Raw genomic sequence first — 18,598 nt, 5'->3', positions numbered from 1 at the left:
AAATAGACCGCGTGTTCAAACAGAATTAGTGGCGGAAATGACGCATACCGGTTAATACCATTGCCATACCGTGTTCGTTAGCCGCATCAATCACTTCTTGATCTCGCATTGAACCGCCCGGGTGGATGATGCAAGTGATACCGACTTTAGCCGCTGCATCAATACCGTCACGGAATGGGAAGAACGCATCTGAAGCCATTACACAGCCTGCAACTTGCAAGCCTTCGTCTTCCGCTTTAATACCTGCAATTTTTGCTGAATAGACTCGGCTCATTTGTCCTGCACCGATACCGATAGTTTGACCGTTTTTCGCATAGACAATCGCATTTGATTTCACATATTTTGCGACTTTCCAGCAGAATAATAAGTCTTCAAGCTCTGCTTTACTTGGTTTACGTTCAGATACCACTTGTAAATCGTCAACTGAAACCGAACCTTGATCCGCATCTTGCACTAGTAAACCGCCGTTGACACGTTTGAAATCTAAACGTTTTTGTGCTTGAGTAAATTCACCACATTCTAAGACACGCACATTTTTCTTCTTCGCAAGTGCTGCTTTTGCCGCTTCTGAAACGGTTGGAGCAATGATCACTTCCACAAATTGACGTTCTGCGATCGTTTGTGCCGTTTCACCGTCTAACTCACGGTTAAATGCAATAATACCGCCGAATGCTGATGTCGGGTCAGTTTGGTAAGCACGGTTATATGCTTCTAAAATGTCTTTACCTAATGCCACACCGCAAGGGTTGGCGTGTTTTACAATCACACAAGCCGGCTCTGCAAATTCTTTTACACATTCAAGTGCCGCATCAGTATCCGCAATATTGTTATAAGAAAGTGCTTTACCTTGTAATTGTTTGGCGGTTGAAACAGAAGCTTCTTTCACTTCATTTTCAACGTAGAACGCTGCATTTTGATGTGAGTTTTCACCGTAACGCATGGTTTGTTTGCGTACAAAATTTAAGTTTAAGGTACGAGGGAATTGACCGCAGACTTGTGTTAAATCTTCTTCCTCTGCACCTTGATATGGTGGAACAAGTTTACCGAAGTAGTTCGCAATCATTGAATCATATTGTGCAGTATGCTCGAATGCTTTAATTGCGAGATTGAAACGTGTTTCGAGGGTTAATTCATTTTGGTTTTGATCCATTTCGGCAAGAATGGCATCAAAATCATTATTATTGACCACGATCGCCACATCTTTATGGTTTTTCGCTGCAGAACGGACCATTGTCGGACCACCGATATCAATATTTTCAACCGCATCAGCTAAAGTACAGTTTGGATTCGCAACCGTTGCCGCAAACGGATATAAGTTTACTACCACCATATCGATACGTTCGATACCGTGTTGGTTCATCACTTCATCATCTGTACCACGACGACCAAGAATACCGCCATGCACTTTCGGATGTAAGGTTTTTACACGACCATCCATCATTTCAGGGAAACCGGTATAATCGGATACTTCTGTGACCGGTAAACCTGCTTCAGCTAAAAGTTTTGCCGTACCGCCTGTAGAGAGTAATTTTACGCCACGAGCGACAAGCCCTTGTGCAAATTCTACGATCCCTTTTTTGTCAGACACACTGAGTAATGCTTGTTGAATAGCCATTATTTTTCCTTTGTATAAAAGATGAGGTAAACATAAAAAATCGGCTTGAATTATAACGCAAACGATTGCTTTATTCCAAAAGTTTTGTTTGGTCGTTGTTTAAATTTGCAAAAAGTAGGCAAATAAGCAAAAATCGTCATAGGAATGCCATGATATAAAGATGAGAGGAAAATACTATGCAAATTATTCACGATAAAGAGAATTTTGAAATCGCTTATATAGATCAGAATCATCAAAAAATGGGGCGATTACGCTATCGTTATCTTTCTGATTCCGTGATTGATGTATTTACGACAAAAGTTGATCCTGAATTTCAAGGCAAAGGGATTGCCGGTGAATTATATAAAGCGGTAATTGCCTTCGCAGAACAGAATCATTTAAAAATTAAGCCGAGTTGTAGCTATATTGACGTTAAAATGCAAAGAACACATAAAGATCTCATTGCGTAAATAAAAGGAAAATTGTGATGAAACAAGCGAAACTCTATCGCTATCAATTACCGGTCGAAACTGGTGTGATCCTACGTAATCGACGCTTGAAGCAAAGAGAAGGATTGATTGTCGTATTACAGGTTGAGGATAAAATGGGGTTGGGTGAAATTGCACCGCTTCCGGAATTTAGTATTGAAACGTTAGATGAGGCGGAGAAACAAGCTAAAATTTGGATCGATAAATGGTCAAAAGAGCAAGCGGATTACTTAGATAATTATTCTCCTTCTGTTGCATTCGGATTAAGTTGTGCCTTAGCGGAATTAAACGGAGAGCTTGGCGAGCAAGGGAATTACCGTGCAGCGGTACTTTGTTATGGTGATCCTGATGAGTTATATACGGAATTGAATGCGATTGAAGGTGAGAAAGTCGGGAAAATGAAAGTCGGTCTGTATGAGGCTAATCGTGACGGCTTAATTGCCAATATGTTGTTGGACGCCTTACCTGATTTGCAGTTACGCCTCGATGCTAATCGAGGCTGGACGCTTGAGAAAGCGGTTAAATTTTCCGAAAAAATTGCAAGTGAACATAAAAGTCGTATCCAGTTTATTGAAGAGCCGTGCAAAACGCCGGAACTTTCTCGCCAATTTGCTCAAGAATCCGGTATTGCGATCGCTTGGGACGAAAGCGTGCGAGAAGCGGATTTTGTGGTAAAAAATGAACCGAATGTGACCGCTATTGTGATTAAACCGACCTTAGTCGGTTCGTTGCAAAAGTGTATTTGTTTAATTGAACAGGCTCATCAACAAGGACTTATCGCTGTTATCAGTTCCAGTATTGAATCCAGTTTAGCTTTAACTCAACTGGCTCGCTTTGCACAACAATATACGCCTCAAACGACACCCGGTTTAGATACATTAGATCTGATGCAACATCAATTGTTACGAGTATGGAATAATTCAAACTTGCCAATCGTTAATTTAGATAGCCCGTTTGTGCAAGAAATTATGCTATAATTTCTAGTCTATAAGCGGTTAAAATCAGAGAAAAATTTGCAAAGAATTAAGCATTTTTGACCGCTTCCATTAATTCAATTTGAATAAAAAATTGAATCTCTCCTTTATATTCAAGAGAAAATTATGCGTTTAGATAAATTTATTGCCGAAAATACGGGCTTAACTCGTTCCCAAGCAGGAAAAGCATTAAAAAGCGGTTTAGTGACAGTTAACGGAAAAACAGTAAAAAGCGGTTCGGCACAAATCAATAAAACCGATGAAATTTGTTATGAGGGCGAACGTTTAGAATGGGTCGATGAAGGGCAATATTTTATGTTGTATAAGCCCCAAGGTTATATCTGTTCAAATGATGACGGAGAATATCCGACAGTCTTTCAATTTTTTGATTATCCGCTGATGACTAAATTGCATACCGCAGGACGTTTAGATGTGGATACAACCGGTTTGGTTTTATTAACGGATGATGGTAAATGGTCACACCGTATTACTTCGCCGAAGCATCATTGTGAAAAGACCTATTTAGTAACGCTTGCCGATCCAGTAGAAGATTTTTATGCGGAAAAACTAGCGGAAGGGATTTTATTACGTGGAGAACGTGAGCCTTGTTTACCGGCACAAATGGAAATTATTGACGATTACAATGTGAATTTAACCATTAGTGAGGGGCGTTATCATCAAGTAAAACGTATGTTTGCCGCTTTAGGTAACAAAGTAGAAGCGTTACATCGCTGGCGTATTGGTGATGTGGTATTAGATGAAAGTCTTGAAGAGGGAGAATATCGTCCGTTGACTGAACAAGAAATAGGGAGTTTTTAATGGCAAGCCAAAGACCGCATCCGTGCTTTTTTATTATTTTAGGAATGATGGCAATGCTACCACCACTGGCGATTGATATGTATCTGCCTTCATTCCTTGATATTGCACGTGATTTACAAGTTTCTCAGGAAAAAGTACAAACGACATTAGCGGTATTTACCTTTGGTTTTGCAGTTGGTCAGCTATTTTGGGGACCGATAGCTGATAGTTTCGGACGTAAGCCGATTATTTTATTCGGGCTTGCCGGTTCAGCGGTTGCAGCCTATTTCCTTACCGCAGTAATGACCATTGAAAATTTCTATTTGCTACGATTAATACAGGGGCTTTGTGCCGCTGCGCCAGCTGTGGTACTAGGGGCTTTAGTTCGAGATTTGTTTGATCGAAATCGTTTTGCCCAAATGATGTCGATTATTATGATTATCTCAATGCTCGCCCCATTATTAGCACCGATCTTAGGTGGCTATATTGCAAAATATTTTCACTGGCATTCGATTTTTTACACTTTAGTATTTATGGGCGTCAGTTGTGTGTTCTTGATCAGCTGGAAAATCCCCGAAACATTAGTGGTGGAGAAACGTCAACCGTTACAATTCGGTATTGTGTTTAAAAACTTCTGGAAATTGCTATCGGACAAAAGCGTATTAGGCTATGTTTTAGTCGGGGGCTTAACTTTTGCCGGTTTATTCTGCTTTTTAACCTCAGGTTCGTTAGTTTATATTGGTATTCACGGCGTATCACAGGAATATTTCGGTTATTTCTTCGGGCTAAATATGATTGTGATGGTGGGAATGACCGCACTAAATGGACGTATTGTGGTAAAAGTTGGCTCAGAAAAAATGTTGAAAATCGGCTTGCTCGTTCAATTATTAGCCGGTATTTGGCTTGCGTGTGTCGCTGTCTTCCAATTAGGTTTTTGGGCGATGGCATTAGGTATTCCGTTTTATGTAGGAATGCTCTCAACCATTGGTAGTAATGCAACAGCGGCGATTTTAGATCGTTATCCGCAAATGGCAGGAACGGCAAACGGTTTGGCCGGAACCGCACGTTTTGGTATCGCTTCTGTGGTTGGCGCAATGTTATCGCATATTGCGGTGACGAGTGAGCGCCCGATGTTATATGCAATGGCTATCTGTACCTTGGCGGCTTCTGCGATTTATTATTTGCTATGTCGTAACAGTAGTGAACAAGCGGGCTAATTTGGCTTAAATTTTACGAGAACGGACACTTTATAGTGTCCGTTTTTTTACCAACAAGCATAACAATAATGCCAAGGGCGGAAACGAGTACGCTCAAAATCATAGTAACGTTGCATTTCCTCTAATTCCGCTTGGTGTTTATAGTTATCCCACGCGAGTTTATAGCAAGATTGGAACAGTGGATCATTGGCTTTTTTCTGGTAGCGCTTGGTAAAGGCGGCTTTTTCTTTTTCGGTTTGAGCCACCGGCGGATCATATAACTGAGCCATTAATTCGGCAGTTTCTACATCACACTGTTTAGCTAATGCTACCGATAAGGCTTGATGTGCCTTGAGTTGTTGCGCCTGTCTGGCAGCTTGTTGCTGTGGCGTTAAAGCACAAGCAGAAAGCAATAATGAGAACAAGACAGGCGTTATTCGAATACATTTTTTCATATTAGCCTCCAAATGATTACGCTAAAAATTAAGCTCTTCGAGTTTATCACTCAAAGAGCTTTTATTCACACAAATTATTCGCTGTCTTGTTCGGATAATTCTTCTAATTCGTCAGCCATTGCACTGAGTGCATCACGGCAAAGTTGAGCAAGCGCTTTATAGAAACCGCTATCGTGCGCTTCAATTTGTCCTAAGAATTTAGCCGCACACGGCAATAAGAATTGCTCAAAAAAGGCTTGTTGTGCTGCATCTGAATCTAAATTATCTTCAATCCAAGAAGCGGTAAGTAATAAAAGTGCAACATGATCGGGGTTTTCTAACGCTGGCATTGCATGTATTTGACGGAAGTTGATAAAGTCCTCAAGCGAGATCTTATAGGCGGAAATTGTTGTAGCAATAGCTCCAGCCTCACCAAAAAGTGCTTGATAGCTTGCTTGTAATTGCGTAGGGTTAGCATTTTTTTCTAACACCGTTAAAGCTAATTCACTTTGAGCATCGGTCGATAAAGCCCATTGTTGACGTAAACCGCCTTGTGCAAGCCAAGCAAAAGTGTTGCTGAGAATCGGATCGGTTGGAGAACGGTAGAATAAATTGCCGAATAAACGACAGAGAAGTGAAAAATCGTTAATGGTTGTTTCGCTCATAAGTAATGATCTATAAAGGTTAAGAAGTTAGCCATTTTACACGAATAGGATAAGAAGATGAAATATATTGGTGCACACGTGAGTGCTTCGGGTGGTGTTGAAAATGCCGTATTAAGAGCGGTTGAAATCGGTGCAAATGCTTTTGCTTTATTCACTAAAAATCAACGCCAATGGAAAGCGCCGGCATTAAAAGCAGATAGCATTGAGAAATTTAAACGTTTTTGTAAAGTACACCAAATTTCGCCAGATCATATTTTACCGCATGATAGTTACTTAATTAATTTAGGTAATCCTGAGGTGGAAAATTTAGCAAAATCACGAGAAGCGTTTATTGATGAAATGGAACGAGCAAATCAGTTAGGACTGAAGTTACTCAATTTCCACCCGGGTGCACATTTAAATAAAATTTCGGAAAGTGAATGTTTAGCACGTATTGCTGAGTCGATTAATATCGCGGTGGAAAAAGTACCGAATGTGGTGGCAGTAATTGAAAATACAGCAGGGCAGGGATCTAATCTTGGTTATCGTTTTGAACATTTGGCTGAAATTATTGACCAAGTGGAGGACAAAAGCCGAGTAGGTGTTTGTTTAGATACTTGCCATCTGTTTTCAGCCGGTTACGACATCAGCTCATTACAGGGCTGTGATCAAACATTTTTCGAGTTCGAACAGACAGTCGGCTTTCAATACTTACGTGGTATGCACTTAAATGGCTCAAAAACGCCATTAGGTAGTCGAGTAGACCGTCATCACACCTTAAGAGAGGGGACAATCGGAACAGATTTTTGCAAATTTCTTATGCAAGATGACCGCTTTGATGATATTCCGCTTATTTTAGAAACAATTCAGCCTGAAATTTGGGCAGATGAGATAAAATTTTTGCGGACATTGGAAAAATAATCGGCTATACTGCCTAGACTTCATTATCTTGACCTATCGATGTGGTAGGTCATATAGATTAACCCTAATTATACTAAATAGGAATCAACCGCTGTAGTTGTTCTGGCGAGACAAATTATTATGAAAAAAAATTCTACTTTTACAAGGCTAAAGCCATTATTTATTACATCTTTATTTGCAATGTTCGGTAGTTATTCTCAAATAGCTTCCGCCAGTTTAAGTAGTAGTCCCGCCACACCTAATCAAATTAGGATTGTCGCAAAAGCAGCAACAGTAGAGCAAATCGAAGCTCAAATTTCTTATAAACAAGGGATTAAAGCCCGAGTTTCTCATCGAGAAGAGCTTTCTACCGAGGGTGGAAATGCTACCCAAAAAGTAAATCGTATTTATCGTAAATGGGCTGGAACTCGTTATCGTTTAGGTGGTGAAGGGCGTGGTGGTATTGACTGCTCTGCATTTGTACAGAAAACAATGAGCGGTGCTTTCAATATTGATTTACCTCGTTCAACAGCAGGGCAGCGACATTCAGGACGTTCTATTTCAAAATCGGAACTACGTCCGGGGGATTTAGTTTTCTTCCGCCGTAATAATCATGTAGGTGTTTATATCGGTGGTGGCAAGTTTGTGCATGCGAGTTCAAGCCAAGGTGTAACAACCAGTTCATTATCTGAAAGTTATTGGGCTAGAAACTATACGCAATCTCGCCGAGTTTTATAATTAAGTTTTATGTGGAAAGTCGTCAAATAATTTTATATTTGACGACTTTTTGCTATGCGGCATATTTTTTCTCACTCACGGATGTGAATCGATGACGCATTTGATGAACGACATTCGTAATGACACCGGCAATGATAACATCTTGCCAGTTTTTAATACGTAGGTTCGGTTCACTCACATCTAATGAAAACAGAATAATTTCGTTTGTCCCTTCACTATTCTCAATTTCTTTAAAGAACTGATAAAACTTATATTCACCATTTTTTTCGATGACCAGCATATCATTGACTAAATATTGCTCCGATTGTTCAACAATGAGTAAATCATCCAGTTCGATTCCCCAAGCAATTAAATTTGGATTTTTTACCTGTATAAAAAAAGTTTCAGTTGGGCGTTTAATACAAAGTGAATTAAGATCTAATTTGATTGAACGCTCGCTATTCATATCGCGATACATTGGTAGTGGTTGATATGATAATTCTCGGGTAAGCGGTCGAATTGAAGCCATTTTAATATCCTCTATCTAAACTGTGTGTTTATACAGGTTATTTTACTGATTAAAAAAACAGTGTTAATCTTATATTAGTATTTTTTTTGTAAAAATATACAGTGTTTTTATTATGCGATGAAAAGGATTAGGCGATGGAATTTTAGGGATTATTTGTAAATACAGAACAAGAAAAAAGCACCCGAAGGTGCTTTTCTAAGAAAATCGACAATAAAGCTGTTATTATAAGCTTTCTGTGAAAGTACGAGTGATTACATCACGTTGTTGTTCTGGTGTTAATGAGTTGAAACGAACAGCATAACCAGAAACACGGATAGTTAATTGTGGATATTTTTCTGGGTTTTTAACCGCATCTTCTAATGTTTCACGGCGTAAAACATTAACGTTTAAGTGTTGACCACCTTCAACTTTGATTGTTGGTGCTACGTTTACCGGTACTTCACGGTATGCGATTTGACCTAATTCACTGATTGCAACAACTTGGTCTTCTTTGTAAGCATCGCCTTTAGCTGCGATACAACGAGCTTCGTTTTTCTCTTCATCTAATAACCAGAAAGAGTTTACTAAGTTGCTGTTTGAAGATTCTGTAATTTGTACGCCTTTGATCATTTTGATACTCCTAAGTATTGGCTAGATATTTATAAAATTTTTTGATAAATTCAAATTTTGTTGATGTGTTGGATTTTATCACTTTTTTTTAAAATTTCTACTAAAAGTTGAATAAATGTAATTGAAATATCATTAATTGAATAAAAAATAACCTAAGATATAAATAAATAGTAAAAGTTTCTTAACAATTTTTAACAGGATAGACTATGGATAACTGGACAGAAGCCTTGGGTGAAGAAAAACAACAGCCTTATTTTCAGCAAATTTTACAACAGGTACATCAAGAAAGAATGAATGGTGTAACGGTTTTCCCACCGCAAAAAGAAGTATTTAGTGCTTTTGCTTTAACCGAATTTAAAGATGTGAAAGTGGTGATCTTGGGGCAAGATCCTTATCATGGTCCAAATCAAGCACACGGCTTAGCATTTTCGGTAAAACCACCGGTCGCACCGCCACCATCTTTAGTTAATATGTATAAAGAACTAGTGCAGGATATTGAAGGATTTCAAATTCCAAATCACGGATATTTGGTTGATTGGGCAAAACAGGGCGTTCTCTTGCTGAATACTGTACTCACAGTACGCCAAGGACAAGCACATTCACACGCCAATTTCGGTTGGGAAATTTTTACTGATAAAGTGATTGCTCAACTTAACCAACACCGTGAAAATTTAGTCTTTTTATTGTGGGGCAGCCATGCGCAGAAAAAAGGGCAGTTTATTGACCGCTCTCGCCATTGCGTACTGACCGCACCGCATCCGTCACCGTTATCCGCACATCGAGGATTTTTAGGCTGCCACCATTTCTCCAAAGCAAATGCTTACTTAAGAGAGAAAGGCCTTCAAGAAATTGACTGGCAATTACCAATGGATGTATAACAAATCACAAGCGGTTAAATTTGTGGATTTTTTTGTAATTATATAGTAGTTATACAGAGTCATATTCAACCTTGTACGAGCCGTGCAAGGCTGATTAATAGCCCTGTTAGGGCTATAGAGCCACAGTGTGGCTGGGATTAATTAACGCCATACGGCTCGTATGACATTAAAACGAAAAAGGGCTTATCAAGCCGAATGCACTTGTACGTATTCTTCGTCGGTGACTGGCGATAGCCAAGTGACTTTTTTACCGTCTTTATAATTTGTGATAGCTAAATGCACTAAATCATTGTCGGCACTTGCACCGTGCCAATGTTCAATATTCTCAGGGATATTAATCACATCCCCGGTTTGAATCGCTTGTGCCGGTTTTCCTCGTTCTTGATACCAGCCTTTACCACTCGTTACAATCAATACTTGCCCTTTTGGGTGCGTATGCCAATTGGTTCTTGCCCCTTTTTCAAAGGTTACGCTACCGATAGAAAATTCATTATTGTGATCCGCATCCAATACCTCGGTTAAAAAGGTGCTGCCGGTAAAAAATTCAGGGGAACGAGGTTCGCCTTTCGGGAAAAGTGTTTGCATAGAGTAATCTCCTGTGTGGATTTATCATTGTTATATAGTTTTAATAAGTCATAAGCGGTTGAATTTATAAAACACCTTGCAAATTTCACTGCTTGTTACCCTCGCCCTTTGCGGGAGAGGGAAAGATTTTTCTTCGTGTAGAAGAAAAATCAGGGAGAGGGGGAGGTTGGTAGAACTAGCCACCCTCTACACACTATTTTATCTCTCCAATCGCATTCAAAATACGTTTATCCGAAATCGGGTATTTAGTGCCGAGTTGTTGGGCGAATAGGCTGACACGTAATTCCTCAATCATATAACGAATTTCTAGCACTTCGTCAGGGATTGCTTTGGATTTCGGGAGTTTGGTGAGTAATTGCTTATAAGCATTTTCTACCTGTTCCACTCGTAACATCTTCGCTCGGTCGGTGTTGGTATCCGTGCCGAGTTTATCCAATCGCTTGTCGATAGCGGTTAAATAACGGTGTAAATCGGCAAGGCGTTGATAGCCGGTTTTGGTCACAAAATCCGGATAAACCAAACCGCTTAATTGTGCTTTAATATCCGACAGGGCAAACGCCATTGTAAAGTCCATTTTGCCTTTCATTCGCTTGTTGAGTTCAAAGGCAAGTGTGAGGATTTTCTCCACTTGTAATGCAATTTCTGCGGTGGTGCCGTTTAAGTTACCTCGCACAAATTCGTGTAATTCATTGAATTTTTCTTCGCTCCAAACAAAACCACCAAATTCATCTACCAGTTTATCTACGGCACAAGCGATACAGTCATCGATCAATTCCAATACTTTACCGAATGGGGCAAAATAAAGCCCAAGTTTTGCCTTGTTCGGCAATTTTTCGTGTAAGTATTTGATTGGCGAAGGCACGTTGAGCAATAGCAAACGGCGTAAACCGGCTCGCATTGCACGAGTTTGCTCAAATTCGGTTTCAAATAATTTTACGCCTACGGCAGTTTGTTCATCAACAATCGCCGGGTAGGCTTTTACGCTGAAATTAGCTTTTTTCTGCTCGTAGAATTGCGGTAAGTTAGCAAAACTCCATAAATGTACACCACTTTGCTCAATACCGTCATCGGCAATGGTTGACAGGCTTTCTTGCACCTGATCTTTTAGCGTGAATTTTAGTTCGTCTAAGTTTTCGCTTTCTTGTAATGTTTTGCCTTTTTCATCCACTACACGGAAGGTCATACGCAAATGTGGAGCAAGTTGCGACAGATCCCACAGTGCCGGATCAATCGTTACCCCAGTCATACGGCGAAGCTCGTAAGCCAGACTTTCAAGTAATGGTTTTTGATACGGCTCGGCTCTGCCTAAAAACGCATCTGCATAGTTCGGTGCCGGTACAAAATTACGGCGAGTCGCTTTCGGTAATGATTTAATTAACGCCACCACTAGCTCATGGCGAAGCCCTGGAATTTGCCAATCGAAGCCTTCCGGCTCTACTTGGTTGAGCAACGGCAATGGAATATGCACGGTGACACCATCGTGATCTTGACCGATTTCAAATTGGTAACTCAATTTTAGTTTAAGCTGACCTTGATACCAGAAATTCGGGAAATCCAAATCGCTGACCGTATTGGCGTTTTCATTCATTAAGAATGATTTTTCAAAGTTGAGCAATTCAGGATCTTTCTGACTCGCTTTTTTCCACCACGTATCAAAGTGGCGGCTGGAAACTACTTCCGTACCGATACGTTGATCGTAGAAGTCGAATAGGGTTTGTTCGTCCACTAAAATATCTCGGCGGCGAGATTTGTGTTCGAGGTCTTCCACTTCTTTGATCAAGCGGTTATTTTCTTTGAAAAATTTGTAATTATTGTGCCAATCACCCTCAACCATTGCCGCGCGAATAAAGATTTCACGGCTGACAGTCGGATCAATTGAACCGTAATTGACAAGGCGATTCGCTACCACCGGAATACCGTAGAGCGAGACTTTTTCATACGCCATCACAGCGCCTTTGGATTTCGACCAATGTGGTTCGCTGTAACTACGTTTTATTAAATGTCCGGCGAGTGGCTCAATCCATTCCGGTTCGATTTTTGCCACGGTTCTTGCCCACAATTTGGTAGTTTCCACCAATTCGGATGCTACAAGCCACTTCGGTTGCTTTTTGAAAAGCACCGAAGTTGGGAACACATAAAAATGCGCATTTCTCGCCCCAAGATAGTGCATTTTTTCGCTGTCTTTCATCCCGATATGCGATAGCAAACCGGTCAGTAAAGCGGTGTGAATTTGTTGATAATTTGCATCTTCGCTATTAATCGGCAAGCCCATTTCTCGTACAGAAAGACGCAGCTGATGATAAATATCCTGCCATTCACGCACACGCAAATAGTTGAGAAAATCTTTCTGACATTGCTTACGGAACTGGTTTTTAGTTAGCTCTTTTTGCTGGGTTTGAATGTAATGCCACAAATTCACAAACGCCAAGAAATCGGAATCTTTATCGGCAAAACGGCGATGTTTTTCATCTGCCGCTTGTTGGCGTTCTTGCGGACGTTCACGCGGATCTTGAATCGAAAGTGCGGAAACAATCATCATCATTTCGTGTAACGCACCGTTTTGTGCTGCGGCAATGACCATACGACCTAAGCGAGGATCGATGGGGAGTTGGGCAAGTTGACGACCGATTGGTGTTAATTTATTGCCATTAATCGCACCTAATTCTTCTAGCAAACGTATACCGTCCTGTACCTGTCTGGTATCCGGGCGATCGACAAATGGGAACGCTTCAATATCCGATAAGCCAAGCGAAGTCATTTGTAAAATAACCGAAGCGAGATTAGTACGCAGAATTTCCGGATCGGTAAATGCCGGACGTGCGTTAAAATCCTCCTCTGAATAGAGGCGGATACAAATCCCTTCGCTGGTTCGTCCACAACGGCCTTTCCGCTGGTTGGCAGAGGCTTGAGAAATCGGCTCAATCGGTAAACGTTGTACTTTAGTGCGGTAACTATAGCGAGAAATACGTGCCGTACCGGTATCAATCACATATTTGATATTCGGAATGGTAAGTGAAGTTTCCGCTACGTTGGTGGCTAAAATCACACGATTTAGACCGCTGGGCTGGAAAATGCGTTGCTGTTCGGCAGCCGAAAGGCGAGCGTAAAGCGGTAGAATTTCAGTAAATCTTAGCTCTTGTTTTTGTAACGCTTCGGCAGTATCACGAATTTCACGTTCACCGCTCATAAAAATCAAAATATCGCCACGACCTTCCGCTTGAAGTTCATCAACAGCATTGAGAATCCCCTGTAATTGGTCTTGATCATCTTCTTCCACAATTGGGCGATAACGTACTTCCACCGGGAAGGTTCGTCCGGAAATCTCAATAATCGGTGCATTGGTGAAATGGCGAGAAAAACGCTCGACATCAATGGTCGCCGAGGTAATGATCACTTTCAGATCCGGGCGTTTATGCAGAATTTGTTTTAGATAGCCAAGAATAAAATCGTTATTGAGCGAGCGTTCGTGCGCTTCGTCAATAATTAACGTATCGTATTGATTGAGATAGCGGTCGTTTTGGATTTCGGCAAGCAAAATACCGTCCGTCATCAATTTCACAAGGGTATTTTCGTCCACTTGATCATTAAAACGCACTTTATAACCGATAGTTTCCCCCATTTCGCTTTTTAATTCTTCGGCAATACGGTTTGCCACCGAACGAGCGGCTAAACGGCGGGGTTGAGTATGTCCAATCAAGCCTTTTACGCCACGCCCGAGTTCCAAGCACATTTTCGGTAACTGAGTGGTTTTACCCGAACCGGTTTCACCTGCAATCACCACCACCTGATTTTCCGCAATTAGTTTTAAGATTTCTTCACGGCGAGCGGAAACCGGTAAATCGGGATAAGTGATTTCAAGGCTAGAATGTTGTGCTTTTCTGGCTTGGAAAGCAGCTTGTGCCGAGAGAATTTCACGTTCAATTTCCGCAATCACATTGTTTTTGGCTTCTTGTTTTTTGATGGCAGAAATGCCGTGAATACGAGAACGTAAACGGCGATAATCAGTATTGGTGAGTTCTTTTAAATTTGCGATTAATGCTTTTTGGTTCTCATCAAGCGGTCTATTTTTGAAATTTTTTTGTGAAGGTTTCATTGTCTTGTCTTAACTATGTATTGCCTTAACGATATTCGGCATTATGCGAGATTTTGAGGAAAATTATAGCCTAAATTGAGGGGAAACAGTAGGTAGAAGAAACCGCTTGCAGGACTCACTTAATAGGTGAGGGGGAACAAGCGGTCTAATTTTGCATAAATTTTACCAATTAGCCTTTACCGATTAATAGCGAAAGAATGCCTGCAGCAATTAACGGGCCAACCGGCACGCCGCCAAGTAATGCCACGCCGATAATCGTACCGACGAGTAATCCAGTGACTAACAGCGGCTGACCGCCCATTAAACTTACCCCTCTGCCGCCTAACCAAGCTACCGCAATTCCTGCAACTACGGCAAGCAACATCTTCCAATTTAAAAATTCAGAGAAGGAGGGGAGGGCAATTTTGCCGGAAACAATCGGGCTTAATACGCCGATAGTCAGAATGATAATCCCGATGCTTAAACCGTGCTTATCTAAAAAGGGCAGATATTTACTGAGGAAAGTTTGTTGCACCAGTAATAGCACTGCCGCAGCAATGGTAATTGAATTGTTGTTTCCGACTACACCAAGAAAAATCAGTGCGACAAGGAAAAGTGAGATAGGGTTGAATTGTAGGGACATAACATTTGCCAAAAGTCAGAAAAATTTAACCGCTTGTTCGCCAAAGCATAACAAGCGGTTATTTTAGGAATTAACCAGCAACCATTACCATCGCCGGGCGAAGTACACGGCCTTGTAGGGTATAACCTTTTTGTAAAACCACGCTGATATGATTTGCTTCGATACCTTCCGCCGGTTGCATTGAAATTGCTTGGTGAAGTTCCGGATTGAAGACTTCACCGACAATACCAACCGCTTCCACACCGAATTTAGCTAGCGTCGAGATAAATTCTTTATGGGTCATTTCCACGCCGTCAACCAATGCTTGTGTTTTTTCATCAGTAACGGCTGTATCAAGTGCATTTAAACCTCGTTCAAGGTTATCTACTACGGTTAACAATTCTTTTGAGAATTTTTCGAGTGCGAATTTATGTGCTTTTTCCACATCTTGTTCGGCACGGCGGCGGATATTTTGGATTTCCGCTTGTGCACGTAATTGAATATCTTTTTCACGGTTGTCCGCTTCTGCAATATAAGTTTCTAACTCATTAATACGTGCATAAGCCGCTGCTAATTCCGCTTCAACTGGAAGCTCTTGTGTGTCTTCAACATTTTGTTCTAATTGTACTTCTTGTGTGTCGATTGCAGTGTCTACTTCTTCGGTTTTGGCTTGTGCATTTTCGTTTTGAGTTGTCATTTTAAATCCTCTTCGTTTCAAATAATGAAAAAACAGCATTAATATAGCGACAAATTTACTGATTTCAAGCCTAAAAGTACAATGCTGAGAAATTATTGAAAAATAATCGAAGAAATAGGCTTTTTATTAAAGAAAATCCTTGCAAAATCTAGGGGGTGGCTTAAAATCGCCCTCGTCTTTTAAGCCCTTAGGCAAGGCTATATTTTTACTCATCTTTTCTTTAACGGAGAAAACTTAAATGAAAAAATTAGCGGGTTTATTTGCAGCAGGTTTAGCAACAGTTGCATTAACAGCGTGTAATGAAGAAAAGCCAAAAGCAGCGGAAGCAGCAACGGCTCAACCGGCGGCAGCAGGAACAGTTCACCTTTATACTTGGACTGAATATGTGCCTGAAGGCTTGTTAGATGAATTTACAAAGCAAACTGGTATCAAAGTAGAGGTTTCAAGCCTTGAATCTAACGAAACTATGTATGCGAAATTAAAATTACAAGGTAAAGACGGCGGTTACGATGTTATCGCACCTTCTAACTACTTCGTGTCAAAAATGGCGAAAGAAGGTATGTTAGCGGAATTAGATCACGCAAAACTTCCTGTAATCAAAGAGTTAAACCAAGATTGGTTAAACAAGCCTTATGACCAAGGTAACAAATACTCTTTACCGCAATTATTAGGTGCACCGGGTATCGCATTTAACTCAAATGACTATAAAGGCGATGCGTTCACATCTTGGGGCGACTTATGGAAACCTGAGTTTGCCAATAAAGTGCAATTATTAGATGATGCACGTGAAGTATTTAATATTGCGTTATTAAAATTAGGTAAAAACCCTAACACAACTAATCCGGAAGAGATTAAAGCGGCTTACGAAGAATTGAAAAAATTACGTCCAAACGTACTTTCTTTCACATCTGATAACCCGGCGAACTCATTTATCGCAGGTGAAGTATCTGTAGGCCAATTATGGAACGGTTCTGTACGTATTGCGAAAAAAGAACAAGCACCGGTAAATATGGTGTTCCCGAAAGAAGGTCCTGTGCTTTGGGTTGATACGTTAGCCATTCCGGCGAATGCGAAAAACAAAGAAAATGCACATAAGTTAATCAACTACTTATTAAGCGCACCGGTTGCTGAAAAATTAACCTTAGAAATCGGTTATCCGACTTCAAACGTAGAAGCGTTAAAAACATTACCAAAAGAGATTACCGAAGATCCGGCAATCTATCCGACAGCTGAAGTGTTAAAAGCGGCACAATGGCAAGACGATGTAGGTGATGCAATCGAACTTTACGAAAAATATTACCAAGAGTTAAAAGCAGCGAAATAATTCGTTAGCTGAATAGATAAGGCCCTCGAGAAGCGATTTTCGAGGGCTTTTTCGTTGTTACAAGCGGTCGTATTTTACAAAATTTTTGCGAAAAACGACCGCTTGTTGCCGTATAATAACCTCTGTATTTTGAAAGAGGTAATTATGAATCTGCAATGGCAACAATATCCGGAAAACACTCGTAAACTATTTAAACTTACGCTGCCGATTTTTATTTCGCAGCTTTCAGTGGCTGGGATGGGGCTGGCTGACATTGTGATGGCAGGATTGGTAAGTGATGATGATGTGTCGGCGATTGCGGTGAGTAATTCTATCTATTTCCCTCTCTTTTTGTTTGTATTAGGTTTGCTTAATGCAATCACACCAACGGTTTCTTATTTAAATGGCTCAAGTCAGCGTCATTTGATTGCCCACCAAATTCGCCAAGGATTTTGGTTGGTTTGGGTCTGTTCGATTCCTCTAATGTTTATTTTTTTGAATAGCCATTGGATTTTAGAGTATATGAATACACCGCAAGCTTTCTCGATTAAATCGCAACAATATTTAGCTATTATGGCGATTGGTGTTGTTCCTGCATTGTTAGGTATTAATTTACGTTGTATGAATGACGGTTTGTCCAATCCGAAGCCGGCAATGCGTATTATGTTTCTCGGGCTATTGCTGAATATTCCGCTCAATTATATTTTTATTTTCGGTAAGTTCGGTCTGCCAGAAATGGGGGCAGTCGGTTGTGGTGTGGCGACAGCTATCGTGAACTGGGTGATGTTCTTGTTATTATTCCATTACAGCTACACTAATAAATCTCAGAAAGATATCGGCTTATTTAACCGCTGGTTTGAAATGCCAAGCGGTCAAACTTTGCTAAAAATTTGCAAATTAGGTTTGCCGATCGGCTTTGCGACTTTTACTGAAGTGATGTTGTTTTCAGCGTCCGCTTTACTGCTTTCGCCACTCGGTTCACAAGTGGTGGCAAGTCATCAGGCAGCACTGCAAACCAGTTCTTTATTATTTATGATCCCGATGTCTTTCAGTATTGCGACCACGATTGTGGTCGGAAAAACTTTGGGGCAGAAACAAGTTGAACAGGCAAAAATTATTAGCTATCACGCATTAATTACCGGGGCATTTTTCGCTTTGGCGGCAGCAATTATGATTGTGATTTTAGATGAAATCATTCCCCTAGCGTTTACCAGCGATCCGATTTCGATTGGAATTGCGGCACATTTATTGTTGTTTGCAGCGGTATATCAAATTCCGGATTCGTTACAAGCGGTGGCAAACGGTATTTTACGTGGTTATAAACACACTAAGCCGATTTTATATGTCACGATGTTTTGTTATTGGGTGATTGGTATGCCGTTCGGCTATATTTTAGCAAGAACGGATTGGATTGTTGAACCGATGGCAGCATCAGGCTTTTGGTTTATTTTCTGCGTCAGTTTAAGTATTGCCGCTGGTTTGTTGATTTACCAGATGCATAAAATTCAGCAAGTTCCGGCGGATGAACTCTTATTGAAATTAGAACGTATTAAGTAAT

18 protein-coding genes are annotated in these 18,598 nt (G+C 40.6%); 9 read left to right on the top strand and 9 right to left on the bottom strand.

All coding sequences use genetic code 11. The features are described 5' to 3' along the window. Positions 1 to 25: 25 nt before the first annotated feature. Positions 26 to 1,615, bottom strand: a complete 1,590-nt coding sequence (purH, locus tag NYR60_RS03585; protein WP_279467777.1) for a bifunctional phosphoribosylaminoimidazolecarboxamide formyltransferase/IMP cyclohydrolase — start codon at positions 1,613 to 1,615, stop codon at positions 26 to 28. Between the two features lie 176 nt (positions 1,616 to 1,791). Between purH and NYR60_RS03580 the strand changes: the two genes are divergently transcribed. The 4 genes from NYR60_RS03580 (at position 1,792) to NYR60_RS03565 (ending at position 5,071) form a co-directional block, all read left to right on the top strand. Further along, positions 1,792 to 2,064, top strand: coding sequence for a GNAT family N-acetyltransferase (locus NYR60_RS03580; protein ID WP_279467776.1), 273 nt, complete (start codon positions 1,792 to 1,794; stop codon positions 2,062 to 2,064). Positions 2,065 to 2,081: 17 nt separating this feature from the next. Continuing rightward, entirely contained in the window at positions 2,082 to 3,059 is a 978-nt protein-coding gene (gene menC / locus NYR60_RS03575) for an o-succinylbenzoate synthase (protein ID WP_279467775.1), read from the top strand. A 123-nt stretch (positions 3,060 to 3,182) separates the two neighbouring features. Then, positions 3,183 to 3,875: a 16S rRNA pseudouridine(516) synthase RsuA gene (gene rsuA / locus NYR60_RS03570; protein ID WP_279467774.1), complete on the top strand. Its 693-nt coding sequence runs from the start codon at positions 3,183 to 3,185 to the stop codon at positions 3,873 to 3,875. Then, positions 3,875 to 5,071 carry a Bcr/CflA family multidrug efflux MFS transporter gene (locus NYR60_RS03565; RefSeq protein ID WP_279467773.1) on the top strand — a complete coding sequence of 399 codons (1,197 nt, stop codon included), beginning with the start codon at positions 3,875 to 3,877 and terminating at the stop codon, positions 5,069 to 5,071. Before rsuA ends, NYR60_RS03565 begins: the two co-directional genes overlap by 1 nt. A 47-nt stretch (positions 5,072 to 5,118) precedes the next feature. On the opposite strand, the gene NYR60_RS03560 is transcribed toward NYR60_RS03565, so the two are convergent. Further along, positions 5,119 to 5,505, bottom strand: coding sequence for a hypothetical protein (locus NYR60_RS03560; RefSeq protein WP_278225489.1), 387 nt, complete (start codon positions 5,503 to 5,505; stop codon positions 5,119 to 5,121). Between the two features lie 74 nt (positions 5,506 to 5,579). Then, entirely contained in the window at positions 5,580 to 6,149 is a 570-nt protein-coding gene (locus NYR60_RS03555) for a TorD/DmsD family molecular chaperone (protein WP_279467772.1), read from the bottom strand. 57 nt (positions 6,150 to 6,206) lie between these two features. On the opposite strand from NYR60_RS03555, the gene nfo reads away from it, so the two are divergent. Both nfo and NYR60_RS03545 read left to right on the top strand, forming a co-directional pair. Further along, complete coding sequence (nfo, locus tag NYR60_RS03550; RefSeq protein WP_279467771.1) at positions 6,207 to 7,049, top strand: deoxyribonuclease IV; 843 nt, start codon at positions 6,207 to 6,209, stop codon at positions 7,047 to 7,049. 120 nt (positions 7,050 to 7,169) lie between these two features. Next, positions 7,170 to 7,766: an NlpC/P60 family protein gene (locus NYR60_RS03545; protein ID WP_279467770.1), complete on the top strand. Its 597-nt coding sequence runs from the start codon at positions 7,170 to 7,172 to the stop codon at positions 7,764 to 7,766. A 52-nt stretch (positions 7,767 to 7,818) separates the two neighbouring features. Here the strand turns inward: NYR60_RS03545 and NYR60_RS03540 are convergent, their stop codons facing one another. Further along, positions 7,819 to 8,274 carry a LexA family protein gene (locus NYR60_RS03540; RefSeq protein WP_279467769.1) on the bottom strand — a complete coding sequence of 152 codons (456 nt, stop codon included), beginning with the start codon at positions 8,272 to 8,274 and terminating at the stop codon, positions 7,819 to 7,821. Positions 8,275 to 8,496: 222 nt separating this feature from the next. After that, a complete protein-coding gene (grcA, locus tag NYR60_RS03535; protein ID WP_279467768.1) occupies positions 8,497 to 8,883 on the bottom strand; it encodes an autonomous glycyl radical cofactor GrcA in 387 nt (128 codons plus the stop codon). Between the two features lie 206 nt (positions 8,884 to 9,089). Between grcA and ung the strand changes: the two genes are divergently transcribed. Beyond that, entirely contained in the window at positions 9,090 to 9,761 is a 672-nt protein-coding gene (gene ung, locus NYR60_RS03530; protein WP_279467767.1) for a uracil-DNA glycosylase, read from the top strand. Positions 9,762 to 9,947: 186 nt separating this feature from the next. Here the strand turns inward: ung and NYR60_RS03525 are convergent, their stop codons facing one another. The 4 genes from NYR60_RS03525 to grpE form a co-directional block, all read right to left on the bottom strand. Further along, on the bottom strand, positions 9,948 to 10,346 hold the full coding sequence (locus NYR60_RS03525) for a (R)-mandelonitrile lyase (RefSeq protein ID WP_279467766.1): 399 nt from the start codon (positions 10,344 to 10,346) through the stop codon (positions 9,948 to 9,950). A gap of 193 nt (positions 10,347 to 10,539) precedes the next feature. Continuing rightward, the gene (gene hrpA, locus NYR60_RS03520; protein WP_279467765.1) at positions 10,540 to 14,439 is read right to left on the bottom strand and encodes an ATP-dependent RNA helicase HrpA; all 3,900 of its coding nucleotides are present in this window, start codon (positions 14,437 to 14,439) and stop codon (positions 10,540 to 10,542) included. Between the two features lie 169 nt (positions 14,440 to 14,608). Further along, positions 14,609 to 15,061, bottom strand: coding sequence for a DUF441 domain-containing protein (locus NYR60_RS03515; protein WP_279437549.1), 453 nt, complete (start codon positions 15,059 to 15,061; stop codon positions 14,609 to 14,611). A gap of 70 nt (positions 15,062 to 15,131) precedes the next feature. Beyond that, entirely contained in the window at positions 15,132 to 15,737 is a 606-nt protein-coding gene (gene grpE / locus NYR60_RS03510) for a nucleotide exchange factor GrpE (protein ID WP_279467764.1), read from the bottom strand. Between the two features lie 238 nt (positions 15,738 to 15,975). Between grpE and NYR60_RS03505 the strand changes: the two genes are divergently transcribed. Further along, positions 15,976 to 17,061, top strand: a complete 1,086-nt coding sequence (locus NYR60_RS03505) for an extracellular solute-binding protein (protein ID WP_279467763.1) — start codon at positions 15,976 to 15,978, stop codon at positions 17,059 to 17,061. 144 nt (positions 17,062 to 17,205) lie between these two features. Further along, the gene (locus NYR60_RS03500; RefSeq protein ID WP_279467762.1) at positions 17,206 to 18,597 is read left to right on the top strand and encodes an MATE family efflux transporter; all 1,392 of its coding nucleotides are present in this window, start codon (positions 17,206 to 17,208) and stop codon (positions 18,595 to 18,597) included. Position 18,598: the final 1 nt, after the last annotated feature.

The organism is Actinobacillus genomosp. 2, from assembly GCF_029773605.1.
Classification (GTDB): Bacteria; Pseudomonadota; Gammaproteobacteria; order Enterobacterales; family Pasteurellaceae; genus Actinobacillus.
This window is presented reverse-complemented; position numbering and strand designations above follow the sequence as displayed.

What these genes read in the sequence shown, in the direction of transcription:
- purH (WP_279467777.1), bottom strand. Translation starts at nt 1,615, where the DNA reads ATGGCTATTCAACAAGCATTACTCAGTGTGTCTGACAAAAAAGGGATC.
- NYR60_RS03580 (WP_279467776.1), top strand. Translation starts at nt 1,792, where the DNA reads ATGCAAATTATTCACGATAAAGAGAATTTTGAAATCGCTTATATAGAT.
- menC (WP_279467775.1), top strand. Translation starts at nt 2,082, where the DNA reads ATGAAACAAGCGAAACTCTATCGCTATCAATTACCGGTCGAAACTGGT.
- rsuA (WP_279467774.1), top strand. Translation starts at nt 3,183, where the DNA reads ATGCGTTTAGATAAATTTATTGCCGAAAATACGGGCTTAACTCGTTCC.
- NYR60_RS03565 (WP_279467773.1), top strand. Translation starts at nt 3,875, where the DNA reads ATGGCAAGCCAAAGACCGCATCCGTGCTTTTTTATTATTTTAGGAATG.
- NYR60_RS03560 (WP_278225489.1), bottom strand. Translation starts at nt 5,505, where the DNA reads ATGAAAAAATGTATTCGAATAACGCCTGTCTTGTTCTCATTATTGCTT.
- NYR60_RS03555 (WP_279467772.1), bottom strand. Translation starts at nt 6,149, where the DNA reads ATGAGCGAAACAACCATTAACGATTTTTCACTTCTCTGTCGTTTATTC.
- nfo (WP_279467771.1), top strand. Translation starts at nt 6,207, where the DNA reads ATGAAATATATTGGTGCACACGTGAGTGCTTCGGGTGGTGTTGAAAAT.
- NYR60_RS03545 (WP_279467770.1), top strand. Translation starts at nt 7,170, where the DNA reads ATGAAAAAAAATTCTACTTTTACAAGGCTAAAGCCATTATTTATTACA.
- NYR60_RS03540 (WP_279467769.1), bottom strand. Translation starts at nt 8,274, where the DNA reads ATGGCTTCAATTCGACCGCTTACCCGAGAATTATCATATCAACCACTA.
- grcA (WP_279467768.1), bottom strand. Translation starts at nt 8,883, where the DNA reads ATGATCAAAGGCGTACAAATTACAGAATCTTCAAACAGCAACTTAGTA.
- ung (WP_279467767.1), top strand. Translation starts at nt 9,090, where the DNA reads ATGGATAACTGGACAGAAGCCTTGGGTGAAGAAAAACAACAGCCTTAT.
- NYR60_RS03525 (WP_279467766.1), bottom strand. Translation starts at nt 10,346, where the DNA reads ATGCAAACACTTTTCCCGAAAGGCGAACCTCGTTCCCCTGAATTTTTT.
- hrpA (WP_279467765.1), bottom strand. Translation starts at nt 14,439, where the DNA reads ATGAAACCTTCACAAAAAAATTTCAAAAATAGACCGCTTGATGAGAAC.
- NYR60_RS03515 (WP_279437549.1), bottom strand. Translation starts at nt 15,061, where the DNA reads ATGTCCCTACAATTCAACCCTATCTCACTTTTCCTTGTCGCACTGATT.
- grpE (WP_279467764.1), bottom strand. Translation starts at nt 15,737, where the DNA reads ATGACAACTCAAAACGAAAATGCACAAGCCAAAACCGAAGAAGTAGAC.
- NYR60_RS03505 (WP_279467763.1), top strand. Translation starts at nt 15,976, where the DNA reads ATGAAAAAATTAGCGGGTTTATTTGCAGCAGGTTTAGCAACAGTTGCA.
- NYR60_RS03500 (WP_279467762.1), top strand. Translation starts at nt 17,206, where the DNA reads ATGAATCTGCAATGGCAACAATATCCGGAAAACACTCGTAAACTATTT.